Genomic DNA, 21,394 nt, shown 5'->3' on the forward strand with positions numbered 1-21,394 from the left:
AAGTCTATTATACAAAGCCCAATGAAAACGTCATGCCGCGTACATTATGGAAAGCTGAAAATGATGATACTTATTGTAAGCGGAACGCTGTTGAGTTCATTGAAACTTTAGAGTCGAAGGGCTGGCATTGTTCTCTTGATAGTGATTGATATCCCAACCGGAAATATTTCAACACTTTCACCATGTACACCAACATTCATTGTAGCCTTGGCCAAACAACTAAGCGAAGCTGCCTTGCGTCTATACCAAGTCTTCAACATTCGGGGGCAGCCAACAAACCCCTCCAAAACATGACATACTTTTAACACAACTATTCGCATGCAGTCAGCAAAGCACAAGCTATCAATATTCAAAGATAAACTGTCAATTTATGTTCAATGGCTTACATACTAACCAGAGCGTAAGTATCCAGATATTTACGCTCTGGTTAGTAACTGTTTAATCAATCATTACACGATTCACCCCTGCTCGATTCGAGCGACATCGATTGAGGCATGATCCGGCACCTTCAGTTAAAAGAGCAATCGGATCCAGCAACTCCCTCTCTTCAAGATCACATGTAGCTGCCAAGTCAGCTAGAGGTTCTGCGTCATAAACCTTTCACATTGTCGACGCGTGTATGAAACACATGCTGTGTAAATTTCGCTCCATCTTTTTGGAGGTTGTCTAGATGTCTGCACAGCAAATTCAACGTGGTGAAGGAGCACTCCCCCTTTATCGTCAGATCAGCGAGATCCTGCGTCAGGAGATTCAGAATCTCTATAAAGCAGCTGATCTGCTGCCTTCGGAAACCGAGTTGGCGTTGCGCTTCAACGTCAACCGCCACACCCTGCGACGTGCAATTGATGAACTGGTGGCCGCCGGGTTGGTAGTACGCCGACACGGCAAAGGCGTATTCGTACTCTCCCCTGCCATTGACTATGCAATCGGCAGCCGAACCCGTTTTACCGAAACCCTTGAAGCCCACGGCGTCACCACCCAAAGCCGCGTGATTCGTAAACAAGTCATACTCGCCCGCGGTGGCGTCGCGGCGCGCCTCAAAGTGACCGAAGGTGCCCAAGTGATTTTTCTGGAGACGCTTCGAGAGGTTGAGGGTAAACCCTTCTGCATCATCTCCCACTTCCTTCCCCTGCAGGCATTTCCCCAGGTACTCGAAAGTTACAACCAAGGATCCCTGCACGCGTTTCTGGAAGCGCACTGCAATACAAAGGTGCAACGAAGCGAAAGCCTCATCAGCGCTGTGCTACCGGAAGCTGATGACGCCGAACTGCTGAACATGCCCCGCAATCTGCCAGTACTGCGAGTCAAGAGTCTCAACCTGACTAGCGATAGTCAGCAACCGGCTGAATATGTGGTAACGCGATTTAGAGGCGATGCCACACAATTATCTATCCAACCTTAATCATCATTATCTAACTGTCGAGGAAACATAATGAATCTGACCAAGCTGATAACTGCGGGCATCGCCGCAGCCATGATATCCACTACAGCTTTTGCTGCCAACCTGCCGGACGGATCTGCTGAGAACCCTCTGCGCGTGCTGATGATTCCGGCCGATACCGGCACCGACGACATTACCGCCGACTACGCGCCGGTATTCAACGGCATCACCAAACACTACGGTATCCACTTCGATCTGCGCGCTGGCGCAAGCTACTCAGCCGTTGTCGAAGGCATGTGTAATGACCAGGCCGATATTGCCTGGTACGGCGCAGTGACCTTCGGTCAAGCCAATGAGCGTTGTGGCGTCGACCTGCTGGCAGTAGATGTGAAGAAAGGCGAATCTTCTTATTACTCCGGTATCTTTGTTGCCAAGGACAGCGGCATCGATAAAATCTCTGATCTAAAAGGCAAAGGTATGGCTTTCGGTAGCCCGAACTCTACCTCCTCTTTCAACTTCCCTGTTGCCATGCTGATTGCCGATGGCATCGATCCGGCAAAGGATCTCAAAAAGGTCATCATCGCCGGCTCTCACTCCGCCTCTCTGGCTGCGCTGGCTGAAGGCAAGGTAGATGCTGCCGCAGCGTCCTACAACTCCTTCGGCAAAGCCGTGAAGAAGAACGCTATCGATCCGGCCAAGTTCAAACCGCTGGCCAAATCCCAGCCTATCCCCAACCCACCGCTGGCCATGAACAAGGGCCTGCCTGTTGCTCTCAAGGCCAAGCTTCGTATGGCCTTTGGTGAGATTCACACTAAGATCGATCCGGCCAAGATTCGCGGCTACGGCGGTAAAAAGGTCGACAGCTACGACACCAAATTTGATGTGCAAAAGATCTACGACGCACTGGGCAAGCTGTCTGCTGTGACCAAGCAAGTTAAAGGCGAAATGATCGACAAGGCCGGTCAGCGCTAAGCGCGATTTATCTGCCTTTCGCGAGGGGTTGTTACCCCTCGCTTTTTCCAAATTCGAGGTGTCGCTATGTTGAACTTTGAAGCAGTCAGCCGGGTATACGATGACGGTACACGCGCTGTCGACAACGTCTCCCTGCGTATCAAAAAGGGCGAATTCTGCGTACTGCTCGGTCCTTCGGGCGCCGGCAAATCTACCCTGATGAACATGGTCAACGGGGTGGTCATTCCCTCCAGCGGCAAACTCACCATTGATGACGTTGAATTGACGCGCAAGACCCGCAACGCCATCCAGCGTCAGGTCGGCATGATTCACCAGCAACTGCACCTGGTGCCACGCCTGTCTGTTCTGCACAACGTGCTGACCGGCAACCTGCCCACGGTTGGATTCTGGCGCAGCATGTTGAAGTCATTTCCCGAAAAGGATCAACGCCGCGCCTGCCAACTGCTGCAAGAAGTCGGCATGGAGGAAAAACACCTTTTCCGACGCGCATCCGCACTTTCTGGTGGTCAACAACAGCGTGTCGCCATCGCGCGGGCATTCCTGACCAACCCGCAAGTGGTGCTCGCTGACGAGCCCGTAGCAAGCCTGGACCCGGCCATGAGCCGCAGCGTGCTCGGTAGTTTAAAAACCGCAGCTCGCCATCACGATTCCACAGTGATCTGCACCTTGCATCAACTGGACTACGCGCTTGAGTTTGCCGACCGTATCGTTGCCCTGCGCAAGGGACAGGTCTTTTTCGATGGCCATCCCAACTCGATGAGCGAAGAGATCCAGGCACAACTGTATGAGCTGGCTCAACCCGCTGAGAAGCTTACCGGCCATATGAAGCAGGTCGCAGCATGAACAACGCCGATAGCCAGCCACGCTCAGCGGAGCACTGGGAACTTTACCGTGCGATCACTCCGCGCAACCTGCTTATCTCCATCGTTGCGTTCGTACTTTTGTCAATTTCTGCACATAACACCGAAATGGACAAGGCCTTTGTCGAAACCAGTCAGGCGGTACTGTCTGTGTTTGGGATTGGCGATTCTCAGGTACTCGATGGTGCCATCCGATTTGGCAGCAAGTCCTTCCCGATACAGATCTCCGAACGAACGGCAGTCAACCGCCTGGAGGATTTCGATCGTGACAACCTCCCCTGGCTCGCTTATATCGAGGTCGCAGAAGACAAAGAGTACGATGCCCTCACTGACACGTGGACGGTTGAACAAAGCGAGTTTTTGATCGAGCCGATCGGTTATCTCACCAAGGTATTGTGGAAGATGTGGGAGACCATTGAGATGGGGTTTTGGGGCACCCTGATCTCAGTGATGATCTCTTTGCCACTGGGCATTCTGTCGAGTCGCAACTATACCCCGCACAAACTCGTCTACACGATTGCGCGAGCCTGGCTGAGCTTCCACCGCGCCATGCCCGAACTGATTCTGGCGCTTTTCCTGGTGCTGATGTACGGCTTTGGGCCTATTGCCGGTGTGCTCGCACTCGCCATTCACACCAGTGGTGTATTGGGAAAATTCTTTGCCGACGAGATCGAGAACGCGCCGCCCGGACCTCAAACCGCCCTGGCTGCATCCGGCGCCAATACCATGAAGGTACTGCGTTTTGCGGTTCTTCCACACGTGTTACCCGCCTGGATTGCCTACATCCAGTATATCTTCGAGCGCAACATTCGCACCGCGACCGTTCTCGGCATCGTAGGCGCGGGTGGTATCGGCATGGAGCTGAAAGGTCGTTGGGACCTGTTCGACTATGGCCACGTCTCGACCATTCTGCTGGCGATATTCGCCACCGTGGTGGTGCTGGAGATGTTCTCGCAGAAGCTTCGGAGCAAAACACTCTAACCCAGCACCCAACTCGCCAGGATGTGAACTTCGACATGTATAGATATCTGGACCTATGAGCAATCTACCGAGAGAACAATGGGTACGTGCCTTGAGTGCAGTTCCCGAAGAGGCGCTGGCGAGTGCCGTGCAGAACTTTCCCGACGCATGGAAAGTGACACCGAAAGCATTGCCACAAGAGGGACTTGGCCTGCTCAAGTTTCGCGACAGTGCGCTTGGCGATGCCTTTTACCTTGGGGAATTTCCCCTCGCCAGCTGCTGGCTGAGCATCACCACCCCTGATGGTGTCAACGCCGAAGGCGCCGCCATGGTGATGGATGACCGGGCCGAACGGGCCGAACAAATGGCACTTTGCGATGCCGTGCTTTCGTCCCGCCTACCGGGCTGGGAGGCCGTCGCAAAACTGATCGACCAAGGGTGTGAGCAATTGGCACTGAAAGCGCGCGAACGCAAAACCATGCTGGCAAAAACGCGGGTCGACTTCTCCCTGCTCGATGATGTGGGAGAAGAGCATGCTTGATGTCACACCCATCTGGACAGTGCATATCCAACAGCAAAACTATCGCGCACTACTTCAAGCCATGTCGCGCCCCGGTTCAGTTTCCAACATCGGCTGCGGCGAAGACGACAAGGCCTATCTGGCTCTCCTCGCCACGCTGTTGGATGGCGAAGTCTCACTGGCAGATCCCCAACAGCTTCTCAATGATCAGGATTGGCCTCTGCTACAGGCAGCCCCCCTTGATAGCACACACGCCGACTACCTGTTGTTAGAGGGCAGCCAAACCACCGCTGTGCAACCAAAACTGGGCACCCTGCCCAGCCCGGAGGATTCCGCCACCTTGATCATCAGTGTGCAGTCGCTGACTCAGGGGGATCTGCACCTGCGCCTCAGCGGCCCTGGCGTCAATGGCACGAGCGATGTGGCAATTGACGGGCTTCACCACGACTGGATAAGCCAGCGTGAAGAGTGGGTATGCGCCTTTCCCCTGGGGGTCGACATGATCCTGGTAGACCAGGATGCGGTGATGGCCCTGCCCCGCACAACACGCGTGGAGCTGATCTGATGGGTTACGTCGCAATCAAGGGCGGTGGCCAGGCCATCGAAGGTACCAAGGCGGCTTTCGATTATCTGCGTGCTCGCCAGGGAGAGAGAGCCGATCCCATCCAGGCCGACACCATTGAAAACCAGTTAAGGCTGCTGCACGGGCGCGTCCTGTCCGAAGGTGGCGTCTACCATCCGCGCCTGGCCTCGTTGGCCATTAAACAGGCCCAGGGCGACACATTGGAAGCCGCCTTTATCCTGCGCGCCTATCGATCGACGGTGCCACGCCTGGCAGAAACCGAGCTGCTGGATACGCGCAACATGCGTATCACCCGCCGCATCTCCTCGGCCTTCAAGGACATTCCGGGTGGCCAGATGCTCGGTGCCACGACTGACTATCACCTGCGCCTGATGCGCATGGAACTGCTCAACGAGTCGCCGCAGCGCTTTAAGGCGATCACTGGCGAATGGTTCGAGAGTCTCGGTATTGACGAGATTCCAGACACATTTCCGAAAGTGCTTGATGGACTGCGCGCCGAGGGCCTGTTGGCCCCGCTTGACGAACAACGCGCCGCGCAGACACCCTTCGATATCACCCGTGAACCAATGATTTTCCCCGTCCCACGCTCAGCCGCGCTCTCGACCATGGCGCGTGGCGAACAGGGATCATTGCTGGCAATCGCCTATTCCAATATGCGTGGATATGGTGATGTACACCCAACGGTGGCCGAGTTACGGGTCGGCTATGTGCCGGTCATGTTGCCGCACCCGGTGACGGACAAGCCGATGGAAATCGGTGAAGTGGAGGTCACCGAGTGCGAAGTGGTCGCCATGTACGAAAGCGATGAGGATGGTGGCAAGCCTGTGTTCACCCTGGGCTACGGCGCCTGCTTCGGTCACAACGAGGTCAAGGCCATCAGCATGGCGATCCTCGACCGCTCACTGCAGAACGGTATGCAGGACGCCCCGAGTAATCCTTCCGAAGATCCCGAGTTCGTGTTGCTGCATGTCGACGGCATCGACTCGATGGGGTTCTGCACCCACTACAAAATGCCGCACTACGTCACCTTCCAGTCAGACATGGATCGTCTGCGTACCACCCAGAAGAGACAATCCAGCGAGGACGGTCAATGAGCATGCAGGAAAGATTTGGTTTTCTCGACGAGTACGCCAAAAAGGAGATCCGGCGCAGCGCGCTGAAAGCCGTTGCCATACCCGGTTACCAGGTACCCTACTCCAGCCGCGAAATGCCCATGGGACGTGGTTTCGGCACAGGCGGCCTGCAACTCACCCTGGCCTTGATCGGGCGTGGTGAGACATTAAAAGTCATCGACCAGGGCTCCGATGACTCGGTCAACGCCGTCAACCTGCGCTCCTTTATAGAGATGACCTGTCCAGGGATAGATACAACCACAGCGACCGAAGAGGCCGACCTGATTCAATCCCGTCATCGCATCCCGGAAAAGCCCTTGCGCGAAGACCAGCTGCTGATTTTGCAGGTACCCTATCCAGACGCATTGGTCGTGGTCGAGGCATCGGAAGATAAACGCAAGCTGCTGCATGGCGAAGGAGATTACTCCCGCCTGCTGGTCAAGCTCTACGAAGACATCGTGAAATTCGACGAGATCACTATCTCGCACCGCTACCCAACCCGTATTGATGACCACTATGTGATCGACCCCTCGCCCATTCCCCGTTGGGATGTACCCAAGCTGGATAACGCCAAGGCCCTGGTGTTACTAGGCGCCGGTCGCGAAAAGAAGATCTATGCAGTACCGCCATATACCAAGGCAACGCCGCTTGCCTTCGAGGATGTGCCGTTCCGGGTTGAAGATTTCAACGACGAGCAAGGTCAAAGACGGGCCTGTGCGCGCTGCGGATGCACCACCAGTTTTCTCGACGAATACGTCGATTCCACGAACGGGGAAACCGTCTACCGTTGTTCGGATGCCGACTGGTGCGAAGAACAGGAACGTACGAACACCGTGGCGGGCAGGACGCTGGAAAGAGCCGAAGAGCCTTCGAGTCACAGCGACACAGCGGAGGCAGTCAATGGATAAGGTGTTAAAGGTTCGCGGACTATCCAAACGCTATGGCAAAGGGTGTGCCTCGTGCTTCGACAAGACAGGACCGGATTTCGATTCCAATATCTGCCCAGACTGCGGCAGCGTAGTAGCGGCACACGATGTCTGCTTCGACCTCTATGCGGGGGAGATCCTCGGCATCATGGGTGAATCAGGCTCGGGTAAATCCACCGCCGTAAAATGCCTCTACTTCGACCAGGAACCCACTGCCGGCAACGCGACATTCTACGATCAGGGCCAACAATTTGACCTATTCTCTTTGAACAAGGCCCAGCAGCGCCGACTGTCGAACCAACGTTTCGGCATGGTCTATCAGAACCCTCACCTGGGTCTGAACTTCGACATCTCAGCCGGTGGCAACATTGCTGAACGCCTGCTGATGTCAGACGTGGACAACTATGCGCAGATCCGCCAACGCGCCACCGCACTGTTGTCACGTACAGAGGTGCTTCCCGAGCGCATGGACGAACTGCCAAAGAACTTTTCCGGCGGCATGCAACAGCGCGTTCAGATTGCCAAAGCACTGGCCACGCAACCCCCGCTGCTGTTTCTCGACGAAGTGACCACAGGATTGGACCTGTCGGTACAGGCGGCAATCCTCGATTTGATCCTGGAGATTCAACAGCAGTTGCAGACAGCCATGATCGTGGTCACTCACGACCTGGGCGTCATCCGCCTGTTGGCCGACCGCACGCTGGTCATGAAGTATGGCCGGGTCATAGAAAAAGGCCTGACCGATCAGATCCTGGAAGACCCTCAACACGCTTACACGCAACGCCTCGTTGCCTCTGCCTTGTAAGGATGTATCCATGAAAGAGAAACCGGTACTGCAGGTACGCGGTTACGCCAAACGATTCGTGCTGCACGAACAGGGAAAAGTCATTCCTTCATCGTATGACGTCAACCTCGATGTCTACCCCGGCAGCCTGACTGCACTGATCGGCCCTACCGGCGCAGGTAAAAGCACGGTACTCAAGGGTATCTACCGCACTTACCTGCCCAGTGACGGAGAGTTGCTGTTTACCCGCGAAAATGGCGAAACCCTCGACCTGGCCCAGGCAGACGAACATCAGGTTCTGGAATTACGCCGCGATGAGATCGGCTTCGTCACTCAGTTTCTACATTTTCTGCCACGCCAGCCCAGCGAAGACGTTGTGGCGCAACCACTGGTGCAACGAGGCTACCGGCAGCAGCAAGCTCGCAAACTGGCACGCGACATGTTGGCTGCCATGAACCTGCCGGAACGCCTGTGGGGTATTTCACCGGCCACCTTCTCCGGTGGTGAAAAACAGCGCGTCAACCTGGCGCGCGGACTGATCGCCAAGCCCCGCCTGTTACTGCTGGACGAACCAACGGCCAGCCTTGACCCGAAAACCACAGACCGCGTCGTCGGCCTGATTGAAAATCTGAAGCACGAAGGTGTGGCCATGCTGGCCATTTTCCACCAACCCGAACTGGTCACGCGCATCGCCGACCGGGTGGTTGAACTTGAAACACCGACGCTGAATGAAACACTTTTAGAGGAAATCGCCTGATGAAAAGCTGTCTGAGAAATGCCCGTGTCGTACTGACCGAAGAGGTACTGGAGAAGGCTGATGTCATGATTGAAGACGGGCTCATCACGGCCATCAACCCGGAAAGCACAACCGCCGACAAGGTCATCGATCTGAACAATCAATGGCTGATGCCGGGGTTGATCGACCTCCACTGTGATGCACTGGAAAAAGAGGTCGAACCCCGACCCAATGTCCACTTTCCGCTCGACTTTGCTTGCGCGCAAGCCGACAAGCGCAATGCCGCCGCAGGCATTACGACTGTTTACCACGCACTCTCATTTGCCAATGACGAACTTGGTGTCCGCAACAACGTATTCGCTGCCCAGGTTGCCCGTGCCGTACACGAATGGCATCCCCATGGACTGGTGGACAACCGGGTTCATTGTCGTTACGAAATTACCGACCAGAGCGGACTGCCGATACTCAAGTCGCTGTTACAAGACAAATCGATGCACCTGATTTCGATGATGGACCACACACCGGGCCAGGGGCAGTTCAAGGACATGGCCGCATACCAGAACTACCTGACCCGTACTTATAAAAAGACGGCCGACGAAGTGGAAGTCATCATCGAGCGCAAGATCGAAGCCGCCAGCGGTGCCTTTGCGCGCATGCAGGAACTGGCCGATGTGGCACATGCTGCAGGTATTTCCGTTGCCAGTCATGACGATGATTCAGCAGATCGCGTCTCCACCATGAGCGGCATCGGCGCCGATATCTCGGAATTCCCGATCACCCTCGAGGCGGCCAAAGCAGCCAAGGCAGCCGGCATGTCGACCATCTTTGGCGCACCAAATATTCTGCGCGGTAAAAGTCAGTCCGGCTCCATGAAGGCCATCGAGGCGATTCACGAAGGCGTGGCCGACTGCCTGTGTGCCGATTATGCGCCCGCTGCGCTGATCGTTGCGGTGATGAAGATTGCCGAGGGTTCCGATCTCGATCTACCGGCGGCCGTGCGCCTGGTCACGGCCAATCCGGCCAAGGCCGGCAAACTTCATGACCGCGGCCAGATTGAGGTTGGCCGCAGGGCGGATCTGATCGCCGTTGGTCAACCTGGAGGCCTGCCCCAGGTTACCCGAGTCTGGTCCGGCGGCAAGCAGGCCTTCGCTGTTCAGTACGACCATGGCTGAGTTGTTCTACATCATCGGCGCCTCTGGCGTGGGCAAGGACAGCCTGCTCCGCTACGCACGCGCACACATGCCCCCTGATGTAGCGGTCATTTTCGCCCACCGCTACATCACGCGCGCGGCAGATGCCGGTGGAGAAAACCACATCGCCCTGACTACCCATGAGTTCCACTGCCGAAGCCGTAAGGGCTGCTTCGCCATGCAATGGCACAGTCACCAGACTTGGTACGGCATAGGCATCGAAATCAATCAGTGGCTGGCCCAGGGATTGAGTGTGGTTATGAATGGCTCGCGCGCCTATCTGCAAGACGCTGCCAGCAACTATCCGCAACTCGCACCGGTACTCATCTCCGCCAACAGCAACAGCTTGCGCAAGCGCCTCGCCGCACGTGGCCGTGAAAGCAGTGAGGAGATAGAAAAGCGCCTGTCGCTGGCTGCAGAGCTGGATTCACTGACCAATCATCCCAGGCTGATTCGTATTGACAATAACGGCCCGCTCGCCGAGGCCGGTGAAAATCTCGTACAGTTGATACAAGGTCAGAGGTCACAGGCATGCGCCTGACCCTGCTGGGTACCGGCAATGCAGCCGGAGTGCCTCTATACGGCTGTGACTGTGAGCACTGCCTAGAGGCACGGGAAAACAAAACAGTGCAGCGCTCCTCCTGTAGTGGACTGCTTGAGGTTGGTGACAAGCGATTCCTGCTGGATGCCGGACAGACAGGGCTGAACCAAAGGTTCCCATCCGGTACCTTGGATGGTATCTTTCTGACCCACTTTCACCCCGATCACGTACAGGGTCTGTTTCACCTTCGCTGGGGTATTGGGGAAAGAGTCGCCGTCTATACACCACCAGACTCGGAAGGCTGCGCGGATCTCTACAAACATCCCGGCATACTTCAGTTTCTACCTCTACGAAAGTTTGAAACATTGGAGTTGGACGATCTGCGAATCACGCCGCTACCACTCATTCACTCGAAACCTACCTTTGGCTACCTGTTTGAGCACGGGCAAACGCGTATCTCCTATCTAACGGACACCAAGGGTTTGCCGCCCAAAACAGAAGCCCTGCTGGCTCAGCAATCTCTTGAGTTAATGGTCATAGACTGCAGTTTCGTTCCCGGCAGCGACAAACAGGGGCATAACAATCTTGATGATGTTTTGGCGATTGTTGAGACGTTGCAACCTATGCGCACAGTACTGACACACATCGGGCACGCCTTCGCTATATGGCTCAAGGACAATCATCACAAGTTGCCTCCGCATATCATCGTAGGGCATGACGGCATGTCAGCGTTACCGTGAGCCAGGTGTTAGATAATCCCTATTTTCTGATTGGTGCCTCGGTGCTGATGCATGTCGCCTGGAACCTGCTGGCGCGACACGTGGATAGCAAGGCCAACTACCTGTGGTGGGGCCTGCTAGCTCATCTCGTTTTGCTCGGGCCCTACGCCATCTGGCATCTGCTAGCGAATGCCCACTGGAGCTTAACACTGGTCTTCGCCTTGATAACAACGGCACTGGCCAATACCCTCTATTTCATTGCACTGAGACGCGCCTATCATTTTGCCCCAGTCGCCCTGGTCTACCCCTTGGCGCGAAGCTCCCCTATCCTGATCGCCTTGTGGGCCTGGCTGTTTTTTTCGCAACGCCTGGCGCCATGGGAAATTATCGCCATTGGCATCAGCGTGACCGGACTCTGGATATTGGCCGTCTCTTCCCGCAAGGGTGATACTCGCCACGCCCTACCCTGGACGGTAACCGCCGCATTTGCGACCAGCATCTATTCTCTGAGCGACAAGTTCGCCGTACCTTATCTGCCTGGTTTTTCTGAGCAACTGGGGTTCATCACCGTTGGTTACGCGGCATCATTCATTGGCCTATCCATCGTACAACACAAGGAGACGAAACGATGGGTGCCGCCAACTCGGCCAGCCTGGATCTACATACTGACAGGCGGACTCTTTATCGGTACCGCTTATGCGTTGGTTGTCAGGGCGATGCGTGATTTGCCGGCATCGCATGTCGTTTCGTTCACCAACGTCGGCATTGTATTGGCTGTCATACTATCGATCACCCTGTATCGGGAACGAGAACATTGGCGACAACGCATGCTGGGCGGATTGATCGTATCAGGCGGGCTCGCACTCCTTGGCTGGAAAGCCTAAAAACATCCGGGGTCGGAGTCAAGAGCACACATACCGTGAATACACTCGAAAAAAAAAGTGCGTTTCTCTAGCAATCCACTCCGCTCTCTATTCGACTCCGACCCCGGAGCGATAGCACGGTGACATCCAGGTAATCGGGTATCTACTGACTTCCAACAATGGTCAGATGTTTTTTCAACCGTAGGGTGGGGCCATGCCCCACCAAATGTAACTGAATCCTGTGACGTAACATCAAGGGTCAGAGTCGAGAGCGCACATATTGTGAATACCCATGAAACCAAGCAGATAACTTCAGGGACACCCAAACTTTTAAACATACTGGAATCTAATACACATAGATATTATGAGAGCATAACTCCCTACCAAACGACTACTAGACGATATTTTCTTTTCACTGCACTCAACCTTTGGAACCAACACTTTTCCAAGGATTGAGTATAAGCCTTTATCCGCTCCATAGCCCCAACTACTGAAAAAAGGTTCATCTCCTTTTGATTTCACAAAGGGGAAGCCCTATAGACTGATTTTTGTCCATATGTTTTGTTTTTCTGAATTCTGTAGATGAATAAAGACTTTGATATGTTGCTGTATTGATGTGAAGTATGAGTCTTCAGGGGTTTCCGCTATTGATGCCTGAATGAGATTGAGATCTACATTACCAGGTACGACGTACACAGCTGGGAATACAGTGTAAAAAAAGGCGTAGCTTTCAAGCTCACTAGTGTTTGACGAGCTCTTGTCATAACAATCTCCATGTTGTTTCTACCTTTCAGGTAATAACTTAACTCTTTATTAAGAATAGGGCGATATTTGTTGAGAGAATCCTTTATTTACTTTTCCACTTTTTGGATTATGCATAGAGTAATTCTCTAAGATTCTTGATCTTGATCTCACTTTTATAACCCAAATGGAAAATAATCAGCGCGCTTAAGAAAATGTTAAGCATGCCACGCTATTAAATGTATTTAGGTAGTAGGCTTTGCCTGTTTTTATAACATAGATTTAGCTTATCATGACTTTGATAATTATGGCTTGAAGTGGTTGTCTACCTGTTCATTCGGATATTCGTTTTAAACTGAAATCCGCTACATATTTCTTGTGCATACATGAGGTTTAAAATGACTCTATTATACAAAATGAAGCACTATTTATTGTTGATTATTTTCATGTCCATGAGTATGGGCATTAACACGGCTTATTCTGCGAATTGCACAAGTAATTGTTTGTCAATTTACAGTAACAACCTGACTAATCTAGGTACTTCAATAAGCGGAACAGTTAAATTAATTGATGAATTAGGTACTGCTGGCGCTGCCAGGTCATCCACCGTACACGGTCTCTGGACACGCCCAGATGGGTCAACTGTTCTGCAATATGCACGTATCGGTACGCGACTGCGTGCTGAGTTCAGACTCTACACGGGTGGAGCACCAGGCGTGTACACTTTGGAAGTCATAGATGTTATTAAAGTTGGTTATACCTTTGATACCACAACGGGTGGAAGTGCGCTTGCCAGTCTCAATGTTGCTGGCGCAAGTAATCAAATACCTGTTGCGATCATAAATACCAACACCACATCCGGTGTTGCACCGTCAATGATTGATTTCAATTCAGCTGGTTCTTTCGACCCAGATGGTGGAATAGTTAGTTACGAATGGAATTTTGGCGATGGTGTGATCTCCACAGAACCTAACATCAGTCATACTTATACTGTGAGTGGTGGATACACCGCCACACTTACTGTGACAGATAATTCAGGCGCATCAACAAACAGTTCAGTCAATATCAAGATACTTGCCCCTTCACCACCTGGGAGTGTTGATTGTTTGAATCAATGTCTCTCAGTCGATCAAATTTCCATGAAATACAGAGATAATAAAAATCTCGTCACAGGAGTCGTGCAACTAAAGGATGAAAACGGAGAACCTGTCTACGATGCGGTTGTAGAGGCGATATGGACGCTCCCGGATGGTTCAACTGTCACTCAATCCAGTAATAACAAGAGCAAAAACAAGGCAAATTTTAAAATACCTGCCAACACTCCTGGTACCTATACGTTAACTGTGACCGGGGTTAATAAGTCGGGCTATTCATTTGCACCTGAAGATAATAAAACAGATTTCGCTAGCTACAGTTTGGAAATGTGACCGGGTATTTTTAACTTCTTACGATGAGAAACAGGTGGTTCTTTTACAACTATTCTGCTTCTCATCGTAACGATGATGATGACAAACTTTATAATATAGTGATATGGAGATCGAGGCATCCGAACAGATGGCAGATATCATTCTGCTGACTGATGGCCTGACTAAGTCCCTGATATTTAGTGCAGCCATGCAACAGCACCGCACAATTCCAACTGCTAATAACATTGTAAAACATTGGGGAAAACATTGGGGACACCCAACAAATACAGCTGTAACGGAACATATTTTTTCCGAAACTATTCGCAAGCAGTCAATAAACCACACCAAAAGAAAAGCTATTAATTTATATGGATTATTTGAGTTTTAACTGTTGGGTGTCTCGGATTACTCTCAGATAGCAAACCCTGTATATTCCATCAGCCTATCAGGTAACAAACACCCTGACTTGATAAGGGGCCAATGACAACCGCACTGAGCCCGCATCATTCTGTTCCAAACGTTCACGCTGTTGTGGCGGCGCGATCTCCTTCACTGAGTCCAGATCCATCCAATACCAAGAGAGGTTATAACCGGTAAAAGCGTGCGGCCCGATGTTGCCGACCACAACAACTTGGTTATCAGCGCCCAGTGGGACCCCACGGGTGCGACAGTAGACAAACACCTTGGCTCCCTGGTTGTGATCGAAATCGTTATGGAAATGGATAAACGCCGTTTCATTGCGGGTCAGTGCCGGATGTTCGGTGCGCAGCGCAATCAACTCTGCGACCTTGTTCCACAAATCCTGGTTATTGGGGGAGGCATCGAGGCGCTGCCAGTCCACCGGATCGGACATCTTCATGCGCCAATTGTGATGGTCAAGGTCATGCACATCGCCAAACTCATCACCGGCCAGGATCATCGGTATGCCCACTGATGTCAGTAACAGGCAGAAGGCGCTACGCAGGCGCTCCAGAGCCAGGCCGTGGAGGAAGCGTTGCAGATCGTCGGCGCCTCTCTCCAGATGATCGGTGACCCAACGGATATCGTCCACCGTACCGCGATAACCACGCTCATCCAATAGCGGCGCTAAAAGATAATTCATGATGCGCTTTTCGTCATCGTTCTCCACATCGTGGGATGTCAGGTAGTTGACCGCCTGGGAGAGATCATAAAAACCGGGCTCGGCCTGACGATTCCAGTCATTCCAGGTCTGGCTGCCAGTAACCATCCAGCGCATACGCTCCCGCCGCGAGGGCTCTCCCCATGCCGTATGCAGATCACCGGAAAAGGTGCGACGCAACTCATCGCGAAAGGCGAAATTCCACATCGAGTCGGTGACCTTGCGGCCGTTAGGATTTTGTGGCCGTTGATGGGTGATCACAGCCCGCCGCCAGGAGTCCTCGGCGATAACGAGAAAGGGCCTGTCGGGAAAGGCCTGCTGATGGACATGCCAGGCATGATCGCGAAACCGCTGGATGAACTCCCAGTGGTTGATGCCCTTGAACTCATCGATCCTGAAGCCATCGGCGTGATACTCGGTGATCAGGTACTCGGCCATGCGTAGCTGAAAATCCCAGGTCGGCATTAGACCCTGTTGATCAGGCCAGTAACGAAACAGTTTTGCGCCATAATCCTCACCCCGATGGGCGCGCTCCTCATCCTCGTTGGAAAGGAAGAAGCGAGTGTAGTCGAGCTGCGCTAAGGGACAGTTGCGAGCGTGGTTCATCACCACATCGAAGATCACCCGTATCCCCCGCCGATGGCACTGCTTGACGAAGAACTTGAGCTCCACCGGCAGCCCCATATCGATGTCAGGAGCGAAGAAGAAGCGGGTTCCGTAACCCCAGTTGAGAGTATCCGGGGAATCCTGCACCGGCAGCAGCTCGATGGCATTGATGCCCAGGGTCTTGAGCCGGTCGAGATGGGCAAACACCACCTTCTCGAAGGTGCCGAGCCCCACCTGGCGTGCCTTCTCCGGCGCACTCTCCATCCAGCGCATGGGCATCTCGTAGATCACCAGCTTGTGGTTGTTCTTCAACTCGTTCCCCGGGGTGAACTCATCCTCCCAGCTGAACGGTTGCTGCCAACGCCGGCCATTGCGAATCTGAAAGATCCCGCGATAGCCGCCAAAGCGGTTGATATGGACCGCATAGGGGTCGGCGATGGGGTTGTCGACCGCGCCGTCCTTGATGAACTCATACTCGTAGTCGCCGTCCACCAGGCCCAGGGTGTCGAGATCGATCTCGAACCAGCCCGGTTCACCCACCACCGCAGTCAGGGTTTCACGACGCCAGGTATGAGGGTCGTAACAGTCCCGCTGCAGGATATCGGCAAAACGCAGCTCGAGCTGGCTGCCGGGTGGTGCAGGTATGCGTAGGTGGGAGGCTATTCCTGATTCGTGGTTGTCGTTATGGTTTGGCATGTTATCCCTTCATCCCAAGTGGTGTTTATAAGTTTAGTTATCGATCCGTTGTCTGAGAGTGTAGCCCCTTAATGACTGAATAAAAGCCCGCGATCTCATTTCCACGCTCCTTATCTACCTTCACAGGAGCGTGGGAACCTATGCTAAAAATTGTTTGGAAGAAATTCTAATATCGATGTTGAATTCATCTGACATGACAGCAGTGAACTTGTCTGTCTTTCGACCAAGTGGTTACGCACCCTGGATCCCCAAAGGGTAAAAGAAAAGAGTATAAAGAGTTATGGGTCCTGGGCGAGACGAAATCCCAGGTCGTTGTACCATTCGTCCGGGTCGATCCAGCCGCGGTTCGCGGACCGTAGGTACCTCGGTCTGACGCCCCAGGAACCGCCACGGAGCATCCGCAGATTACAATCACCCTTGTCGCTCTCAAGCCAGGCCGAGCCACCGGACGACGCATTCTGGTAATCATCATGAGCAATCAGGTCAGACATCATTTGAAAGAGAATAATGCCCTCAATCGTTCGTACAGGCGCATGGCTCCGGTGTTCCCGTCAAACACCTGTAGCGAGACTAGAGCGCAGCCGGATGGCTGGGCTCCAGCAGGCGATAAGCCAGGAGCATTCCTGTGATCTTGTCGTCGATCTTCGCCAACCAGGCATTGCGGTAAGAGAAGTTTTCATCTTCAGATGCCGCGTTGCGTGCACCTACGTCGTATAACTCTTCGCCTTCCTGCCGAGACTGCTCCCAGAAGTATGCGGGTATCCCCTCACCCGCGATCATCGCGAGTTCGGCATTGGCACGACAATCACTTTTTCAGGCTTCAGAAATGTTCATTTTTGGGACTCCTTTTTATACCTAAAGAGCACGGGACGGGAGATTGAAAAAATTCTCGCCCCTTTGCCTTTCACTTCTGCATGACATAAAAGTTGTTCTGAAAATCATGGTCGAGCTGGTTGACTTCGACCTGGTCAAACCCTGCCAGGTGCAGCATTTCAACTGCCTTTTCCTCACCCCACATGGTACCAAGTCCGGCCCCGCCCTGTGCTAGCGAAACTGTCATGCAATGCATCGTCGACAGGGTATAAAGCAATGGACCGATAGGATGATCGGCGTTGTTTTCCAGATGGCTTGAGGCACGGATATCCTGCATCAGGAACTGGCCACCAGACTTCAGCGTACGGAAAATTCCATCGAGCACGTTTTGCGGTGCGGCCTGGTCATGGATGGCATCGAACGCGGTCACCAGGTCGAACAGTTCGAGACTGACATCACGGTTGAAATGGGTCAGATCACGTTGCTCGAAAAAGATATTCTCAAGGCCCCTTTCGCAGGCTTGCTCGCGCGCGTCTTGGAGAGCTTTCTGTGACAGGTCATAACCATGAAACTCAGATCGCGGAAAGCGTTGTGCCAGGTGCAGCAAAGCACAGGCTCGCCCACAGCCGACATCGAGCACACGGATACCCCGCTCCAGTCGCTGTTCCACACCATCGACCAGTGGCAGGATGTGTTCGTCGAGCGCGGCAAGCACGGTCTGACCACTATCCTCTGCCATGATTCCGTGAAAATTGGGGAACTGTTCATAACCGACCCCACCCCCGTGACGAAAACACTCGATGACCTGGTCCTCGACCTTGCCGAGCATGCCGATATACTGGGCGAACACTGCAATATTGTCCGGTGCGGACCGGCGGCACAGCAATTCAGCGTGGCTGTCAGGTAGCAGGTATGTCTCGCTGGTTGGCTGGTATTGCACGATCCCGGCGCTGACCATTGCCGCGAGCCATTCGCGTACATATCGTTCGTCTAACGCGCCCCGTGCGGCGATTTGTTCAGATGTGGCCCAGCTGAGCTCGTCCAGCAGATCATACAAACCGGTGCGGTGTCCGATCGAAACCATCAGCGACATGGCGCCCTGGTTCAACATGCCGAGTAACTGGTCGGCAAAATCGTCTACCGACAGGGATTCATTAAGCATTGGGATACAGGCGTTACACATGGTTTTCTCCTCCGTTTGGGATGGTTGATTGATAGAGGAAAGTCTAGCGACCGGAAAGTTATGGCGTCACTATCGAATCGAAAATTATTTTGTAATTTTAACTCATTGATTATTATGAATATTATTTTTACCCGCCTGTTTCATCGATAATAATGCCAGCTGTTGCCTGTTTATTCTGACTGGCGGTACAAAAACAAAGCGGTTTGGTATGATTTGTTACCACGATAAATAGCCACCGAACACTTAACATGCCTAAAGATGGAAACCTGACGCGCAATAAAATCATGGATGTCGCCCAGCAAATGGTGTTGAGCGTCGGACTATCTGGTACCTCGGTGGAAAAGGTCATTGAGCAGGCTGACGTGACCAAGAGTACCTTCTTCTATCACTTCAAGACCAAGCACGAGCTCGCCGAAACGCTACTCGAACGTTATGCCAGCGAGGACCGGGATCACTTCACGGCCTATATGAATAAGGCCCAGCAGCTATCTCGCGATCCGTTACAGCAACTGTTGATCTTTGTCGGATTATTTATCGAGATGACCGAACAGCTCGAAGAGCCGTTTCCCGGCTGCCTGTACGCATCCTACTGCTACCAGAGCGGCGCGATCTCGCGCGACATACTCGGCACGATGGAAACGATGACTCGTTACTGGCGCCAGCAATTAAGCAAACTGATCGATACCGTTGCCGAACAGTACCCCCCGCGCATCCCAGTTGAATCATCGCAGGCCGCCGATCATGTACTCACCACCTTCGAGGGTGCATTCATCCTCGCGAAGATCATGAACGAGCCCAAACTGGCCTCGGAGCAACTGATTCAATGCCGAAATTACCTGGAGCTGTTGTTCCAGAAAGCAGACTGATTCTTTGATCCGAATCGATCGCCAGTCATTGATGGAGTGAACCTAGCCACTGGACCGCCCGCCTTCGTACCCAAACCTGCAAGGGCAGGCTTGAAATCCCTAACAATATGATTTTTAAAAGACAGGCCGAAGTGTGCTCTCCATTATGTGAATTAAATTCACTATTTGTCGATATTCTTTACACGAATTCATGCTGTCAGATTATAACCACCTGATTATATTAGATAACCAATGGTGGTATGTTAATTGCGTATATATCGATGTTTAATTAGGGATCTGGTTTTTACAGTAGTTTTATTCGTAATTGATATTCTTAAACCTAACCAATGGTGTTTATTCCATAGGACTAAGTCACCCACTGAAGCGTCTATTTTACGTGTTGGCTGCTGTAGTTTCCAATTCATAGAAAAGGTTTTTTGGAAGTGTAGTAAGAGGATAATAAGTTGAAAAAGTTAATAGAGTCGATAACAGTGGCTGGAAGTCTGCTTTTAATCCCTCTCGTTTCAGAGGCGGCGCTCATCACACATTACGACATCGATTTCTCGTCACCAACACACACTGTTGGGTCAGCACCATCAATAGGCAGCGCCAGCGATCAGATAAGTCGTATCAATTTTGGTACACCAACAGTTGAAAGTACATTCGCAGGTCTTTCTGACCCATCTCTTCATTTCAATGCAAACACATCAACCTACGAACAGATTCGGTTGAATATGGGGCAAGGGTATGACAACTATCAAATCAATTTTGACTTTTTCTCATCTAACTTAAACGAATCCAACTATGCCTTTACCTTACTTGCAGACACGCCTCAAGTGAGAAATTTATCCTTCAATGGCGGAACCGGAGGAGTTCAATACTGGGCACCCTTTGTTCAACCAATCAATGGGGGCAGTTTTGCCGACACTACAAGCTACCACGTAACATTAGAGTATGATCTGGCTGTCGGATCGATGTCGTTTTGGCTTAACAATGGATTGATGGGGACTCGTTCTTTCTCCACAAGCGGTGAAGATATCGAATCCTTTCGGTTTTCTCTAGCTCCTGCACTTGGTGGAACTGGTTTGGATCCTTCGGTCAATGTGAATCTTGATAATGTTTTGGTAACAAGTCGTACAACTGATGTACCTGAGCCCAGTACACTCCTACTGTTTTCACTGGGATTTATCGGTCTTGCCTCTATGCGCTCTCTTTCTCGCGCTTCTCGTAAGGGATAAAAGAAAAAGTTTACTAATACTTACTATTAACTCGGCGACTAAGTATGTCGTCTCTAGGGTTTCAAGCCTGCCCTTGATCAAGGCGCACCCCAAGGGCACTTCCTTCGGGGCGCAGCTCGCAGGCAATGGTTGTTCTCTTGTCAAGAGCCGCAACACCGAGCAAGGGCAGGCTTGAAATCCCTAACAATATGATTTTTAAAAGACAGGCCAGAGATACAATTATCCTGTCATTTTTATATTCTAAAGTATTGATATCTCGATCCGTTTAGAGAATTATAATTCAAGTTAAAAGTACACTATATTCGTAGTACCTCTTCCGCATTGTAGTGAATAAGGTGTGGCGTATAGGAAGAACAAACACCTTTTTCTCCCAGATCCAGCAGTAGCGGCCTGTGGTTGAATTGCAGCCGAGGGTTCCGTTTCGCGGCTTCGCGTATCCGAATCAAGCCCGGTCGTGTTTCTATCAAGAATCATTCGGGGACACCCCAGAACTCCGGGGGCGGAGTCGAATCGAGAACGGATTACCCTGCTAGAGAGATGCACTTGAGTTTTTTCGAGGTGATTCGCGCTATGGGTGCTCTCGACTCCGACCCCTCCAA

22 protein-coding genes are annotated in these 21,394 nt (G+C 52.4%); 18 read left to right on the top strand and 4 right to left on the bottom strand.

All coding sequences use genetic code 11. The annotated features are described in order from the left end of the window. Positions 1-670 precede the first annotated feature (670 nt). The 16 genes from phnF (at position 671) to AC4IE7_RS00230 (ending at position 14,682) form a co-directional block, all read left to right on the top strand. Entirely contained in the window at positions 671-1,402 is a 732-nt protein-coding gene (gene phnF, locus AC4IE7_RS00155; protein WP_490774769.1) for a phosphonate metabolism transcriptional regulator PhnF, read from the top strand. 30 nt (positions 1,403-1,432) lie between these two features. Continuing rightward, on the top strand, positions 1,433-2,353 hold the full coding sequence (locus tag AC4IE7_RS00160) for a phosphate/phosphite/phosphonate ABC transporter substrate-binding protein (RefSeq protein ID WP_490774770.1): 921 nt from the start codon (positions 1,433-1,435) through the stop codon (positions 2,351-2,353). A gap of 66 nt (positions 2,354-2,419) precedes the next feature. Then, complete coding sequence (gene phnC, locus AC4IE7_RS00165; RefSeq protein ID WP_490774771.1) at positions 2,420-3,196, top strand: phosphonate ABC transporter ATP-binding protein; 777 nt, start codon at positions 2,420-2,422, stop codon at positions 3,194-3,196. Next, the gene (phnE, locus tag AC4IE7_RS00170; protein WP_490774772.1) at positions 3,193-4,194 is read left to right on the top strand and encodes a phosphonate ABC transporter, permease protein PhnE; all 1,002 of its coding nucleotides are present in this window, start codon (positions 3,193-3,195) and stop codon (positions 4,192-4,194) included. The genes phnC and phnE overlap by 4 nt, the downstream gene beginning before the upstream one ends. 55 nt (positions 4,195-4,249) lie before the next feature. Then, positions 4,250-4,714 (top strand): phosphonate C-P lyase system protein PhnG, encoded by a 465-nt coding sequence (gene phnG, locus AC4IE7_RS00175; protein ID WP_490774773.1) that lies wholly within the window; start codon positions 4,250-4,252, stop codon positions 4,712-4,714. Continuing rightward, positions 4,707-5,258 carry a phosphonate C-P lyase system protein PhnH gene (gene phnH, locus AC4IE7_RS00180; protein WP_490774774.1) on the top strand — a complete coding sequence of 184 codons (552 nt, stop codon included), beginning with the start codon at positions 4,707-4,709 and terminating at the stop codon, positions 5,256-5,258. Before phnG ends, phnH begins: the two co-directional genes overlap by 8 nt. Continuing rightward, positions 5,258-6,370 (top strand): carbon-phosphorus lyase complex subunit PhnI, encoded by a 1,113-nt coding sequence (locus AC4IE7_RS00185; RefSeq protein WP_490774775.1) that lies wholly within the window; start codon positions 5,258-5,260, stop codon positions 6,368-6,370. The genes phnH and AC4IE7_RS00185 overlap by 1 nt, the downstream gene beginning before the upstream one ends. Then, the gene (locus AC4IE7_RS00190) at positions 6,367-7,296 is read left to right on the top strand and encodes an alpha-D-ribose 1-methylphosphonate 5-phosphate C-P-lyase PhnJ (protein WP_490774776.1); all 930 of its coding nucleotides are present in this window, start codon (positions 6,367-6,369) and stop codon (positions 7,294-7,296) included. Before AC4IE7_RS00185 ends, AC4IE7_RS00190 begins: the two co-directional genes overlap by 4 nt. Next, the gene (locus AC4IE7_RS00195) at positions 7,289-8,119 is read left to right on the top strand and encodes an ATP-binding cassette domain-containing protein (protein WP_490774777.1); all 831 of its coding nucleotides are present in this window, start codon (positions 7,289-7,291) and stop codon (positions 8,117-8,119) included. The genes AC4IE7_RS00190 and AC4IE7_RS00195 overlap by 8 nt, the downstream gene beginning before the upstream one ends. 10 nt (positions 8,120-8,129) lie before the next feature. Beyond that, entirely contained in the window at positions 8,130-8,855 is a 726-nt protein-coding gene (phnL, locus tag AC4IE7_RS00200) for a phosphonate C-P lyase system protein PhnL (protein WP_490774778.1), read from the top strand. Beyond that, positions 8,855-10,006, top strand: coding sequence for an alpha-D-ribose 1-methylphosphonate 5-triphosphate diphosphatase (locus tag AC4IE7_RS00205; protein ID WP_490774779.1), 1,152 nt, complete (start codon positions 8,855-8,857; stop codon positions 10,004-10,006). The genes phnL and AC4IE7_RS00205 overlap by 1 nt, the downstream gene beginning before the upstream one ends. Beyond that, entirely contained in the window at positions 9,999-10,565 is a 567-nt protein-coding gene (phnN, locus tag AC4IE7_RS00210) for a phosphonate metabolism protein/1,5-bisphosphokinase (PRPP-forming) PhnN (protein WP_490774780.1), read from the top strand. The genes AC4IE7_RS00205 and phnN overlap by 8 nt, the downstream gene beginning before the upstream one ends. After that, entirely contained in the window at positions 10,556-11,305 is a 750-nt protein-coding gene (gene phnP / locus AC4IE7_RS00215) for a phosphonate metabolism protein PhnP (protein ID WP_490774781.1), read from the top strand. Before phnN ends, phnP begins: the two co-directional genes overlap by 10 nt. After that, complete coding sequence (locus AC4IE7_RS00220) at positions 11,302-12,168, top strand: EamA family transporter (RefSeq protein WP_490774782.1); 867 nt, start codon at positions 11,302-11,304, stop codon at positions 12,166-12,168. Before phnP ends, AC4IE7_RS00220 begins: the two co-directional genes overlap by 4 nt. Positions 12,169-13,286: 1,118 nt before the next feature. Continuing rightward, positions 13,287-14,315: a PKD domain-containing protein gene (locus tag AC4IE7_RS00225; protein ID WP_490774783.1), complete on the top strand. Its 1,029-nt coding sequence runs from the start codon at positions 13,287-13,289 to the stop codon at positions 14,313-14,315. Between the two features lie 127 nt (positions 14,316-14,442). Continuing rightward, positions 14,443-14,682, top strand: a complete 240-nt coding sequence (locus AC4IE7_RS00230) for a hypothetical protein (protein WP_490774784.1) — start codon at positions 14,443-14,445, stop codon at positions 14,680-14,682. A gap of 57 nt (positions 14,683-14,739) precedes the next feature. Here the strand turns inward: AC4IE7_RS00230 and AC4IE7_RS00235 are convergent, their stop codons facing one another. From AC4IE7_RS00235 to AC4IE7_RS00250, 4 genes are all read right to left on the bottom strand, one after another. Continuing rightward, positions 14,740-16,716, bottom strand: a complete 1,977-nt coding sequence (locus AC4IE7_RS00235) for an alpha-amylase family glycosyl hydrolase (protein WP_490774785.1) — start codon at positions 16,714-16,716, stop codon at positions 14,740-14,742. A 278-nt stretch (positions 16,717-16,994) separates the two neighbouring features. After that, on the bottom strand, positions 16,995-17,210 hold the full coding sequence (locus tag AC4IE7_RS00240) for a formylglycine-generating enzyme family protein (protein WP_490774786.1): 216 nt from the start codon (positions 17,208-17,210) through the stop codon (positions 16,995-16,997). 76 nt (positions 17,211-17,286) lie between these two features. Further along, positions 17,287-17,496, bottom strand: coding sequence for a hypothetical protein (locus tag AC4IE7_RS00245; RefSeq protein WP_490774787.1), 210 nt, complete (start codon positions 17,494-17,496; stop codon positions 17,287-17,289). 124 nt (positions 17,497-17,620) lie between these two features. After that, positions 17,621-18,712 (bottom strand): class I SAM-dependent methyltransferase, encoded by a 1,092-nt coding sequence (locus AC4IE7_RS00250; RefSeq protein WP_490774788.1) that lies wholly within the window; start codon positions 18,710-18,712, stop codon positions 17,621-17,623. Positions 18,713-18,960: 248 nt separating this feature from the next. Between AC4IE7_RS00250 and AC4IE7_RS00255 the strand changes: the two genes are divergently transcribed. Both AC4IE7_RS00255 and AC4IE7_RS00260 read left to right on the top strand, forming a co-directional pair. Further along, positions 18,961-19,578 carry a TetR/AcrR family transcriptional regulator gene (locus tag AC4IE7_RS00255; protein ID WP_490774789.1) on the top strand — a complete coding sequence of 206 codons (618 nt, stop codon included), beginning with the start codon at positions 18,961-18,963 and terminating at the stop codon, positions 19,576-19,578. A 443-nt stretch (positions 19,579-20,021) separates the two neighbouring features. Then, a complete protein-coding gene (locus AC4IE7_RS00260; RefSeq protein WP_490774790.1) occupies positions 20,022-20,795 on the top strand; it encodes a PEP-CTERM sorting domain-containing protein in 774 nt (257 codons plus the stop codon). Positions 20,796-21,394: the final 599 nt, after the last annotated feature.

This window comes from Candidatus Thiodiazotropha sp. AKAK3 (genome assembly GCF_058244645.1).

Coding starts and splice junctions, on each gene's coding strand:
- phnF (WP_490774769.1), top strand. CDS start 671: ATGTCTGCACAGCAAATTCAACGTGGTGAAGGAGCACTCCCCCTTTAT.
- AC4IE7_RS00160 (WP_490774770.1), top strand. CDS start 1,433: ATGAATCTGACCAAGCTGATAACTGCGGGCATCGCCGCAGCCATGATA.
- phnC (WP_490774771.1), top strand. CDS start 2,420: ATGTTGAACTTTGAAGCAGTCAGCCGGGTATACGATGACGGTACACGC.
- phnE (WP_490774772.1), top strand. CDS start 3,193: ATGAACAACGCCGATAGCCAGCCACGCTCAGCGGAGCACTGGGAACTT.
- phnG (WP_490774773.1), top strand. CDS start 4,250: ATGAGCAATCTACCGAGAGAACAATGGGTACGTGCCTTGAGTGCAGTT.
- phnH (WP_490774774.1), top strand. CDS start 4,707: ATGCTTGATGTCACACCCATCTGGACAGTGCATATCCAACAGCAAAAC.
- AC4IE7_RS00185 (WP_490774775.1), top strand. CDS start 5,258: ATGGGTTACGTCGCAATCAAGGGCGGTGGCCAGGCCATCGAAGGTACC.
- AC4IE7_RS00190 (WP_490774776.1), top strand. CDS start 6,367: ATGAGCATGCAGGAAAGATTTGGTTTTCTCGACGAGTACGCCAAAAAG.
- AC4IE7_RS00195 (WP_490774777.1), top strand. CDS start 7,289: ATGGATAAGGTGTTAAAGGTTCGCGGACTATCCAAACGCTATGGCAAA.
- phnL (WP_490774778.1), top strand. CDS start 8,130: ATGAAAGAGAAACCGGTACTGCAGGTACGCGGTTACGCCAAACGATTC.
- AC4IE7_RS00205 (WP_490774779.1), top strand. CDS start 8,855: ATGAAAAGCTGTCTGAGAAATGCCCGTGTCGTACTGACCGAAGAGGTA.
- phnN (WP_490774780.1), top strand. CDS start 9,999: ATGGCTGAGTTGTTCTACATCATCGGCGCCTCTGGCGTGGGCAAGGAC.
- phnP (WP_490774781.1), top strand. CDS start 10,556: ATGCGCCTGACCCTGCTGGGTACCGGCAATGCAGCCGGAGTGCCTCTA.
- AC4IE7_RS00225 (WP_490774783.1), top strand. CDS start 13,287: ATGACTCTATTATACAAAATGAAGCACTATTTATTGTTGATTATTTTC.
- AC4IE7_RS00230 (WP_490774784.1), top strand. CDS start 14,443: ATGGCAGATATCATTCTGCTGACTGATGGCCTGACTAAGTCCCTGATA.
- AC4IE7_RS00235 (WP_490774785.1), bottom strand. CDS start 16,716: ATGCCAAACCATAACGACAACCACGAATCAGGAATAGCCTCCCACCTA.
- AC4IE7_RS00240 (WP_490774786.1), bottom strand. CDS start 17,210: ATGATGTCTGACCTGATTGCTCATGATGATTACCAGAATGCGTCGTCC.
- AC4IE7_RS00245 (WP_490774787.1), bottom strand. CDS start 17,496: ATGATCGCGGGTGAGGGGATACCCGCATACTTCTGGGAGCAGTCTCGG.
- AC4IE7_RS00250 (WP_490774788.1), bottom strand. CDS start 18,712: ATGTGTAACGCCTGTATCCCAATGCTTAATGAATCCCTGTCGGTAGAC.
- AC4IE7_RS00255 (WP_490774789.1), top strand. CDS start 18,961: ATGCCTAAAGATGGAAACCTGACGCGCAATAAAATCATGGATGTCGCC.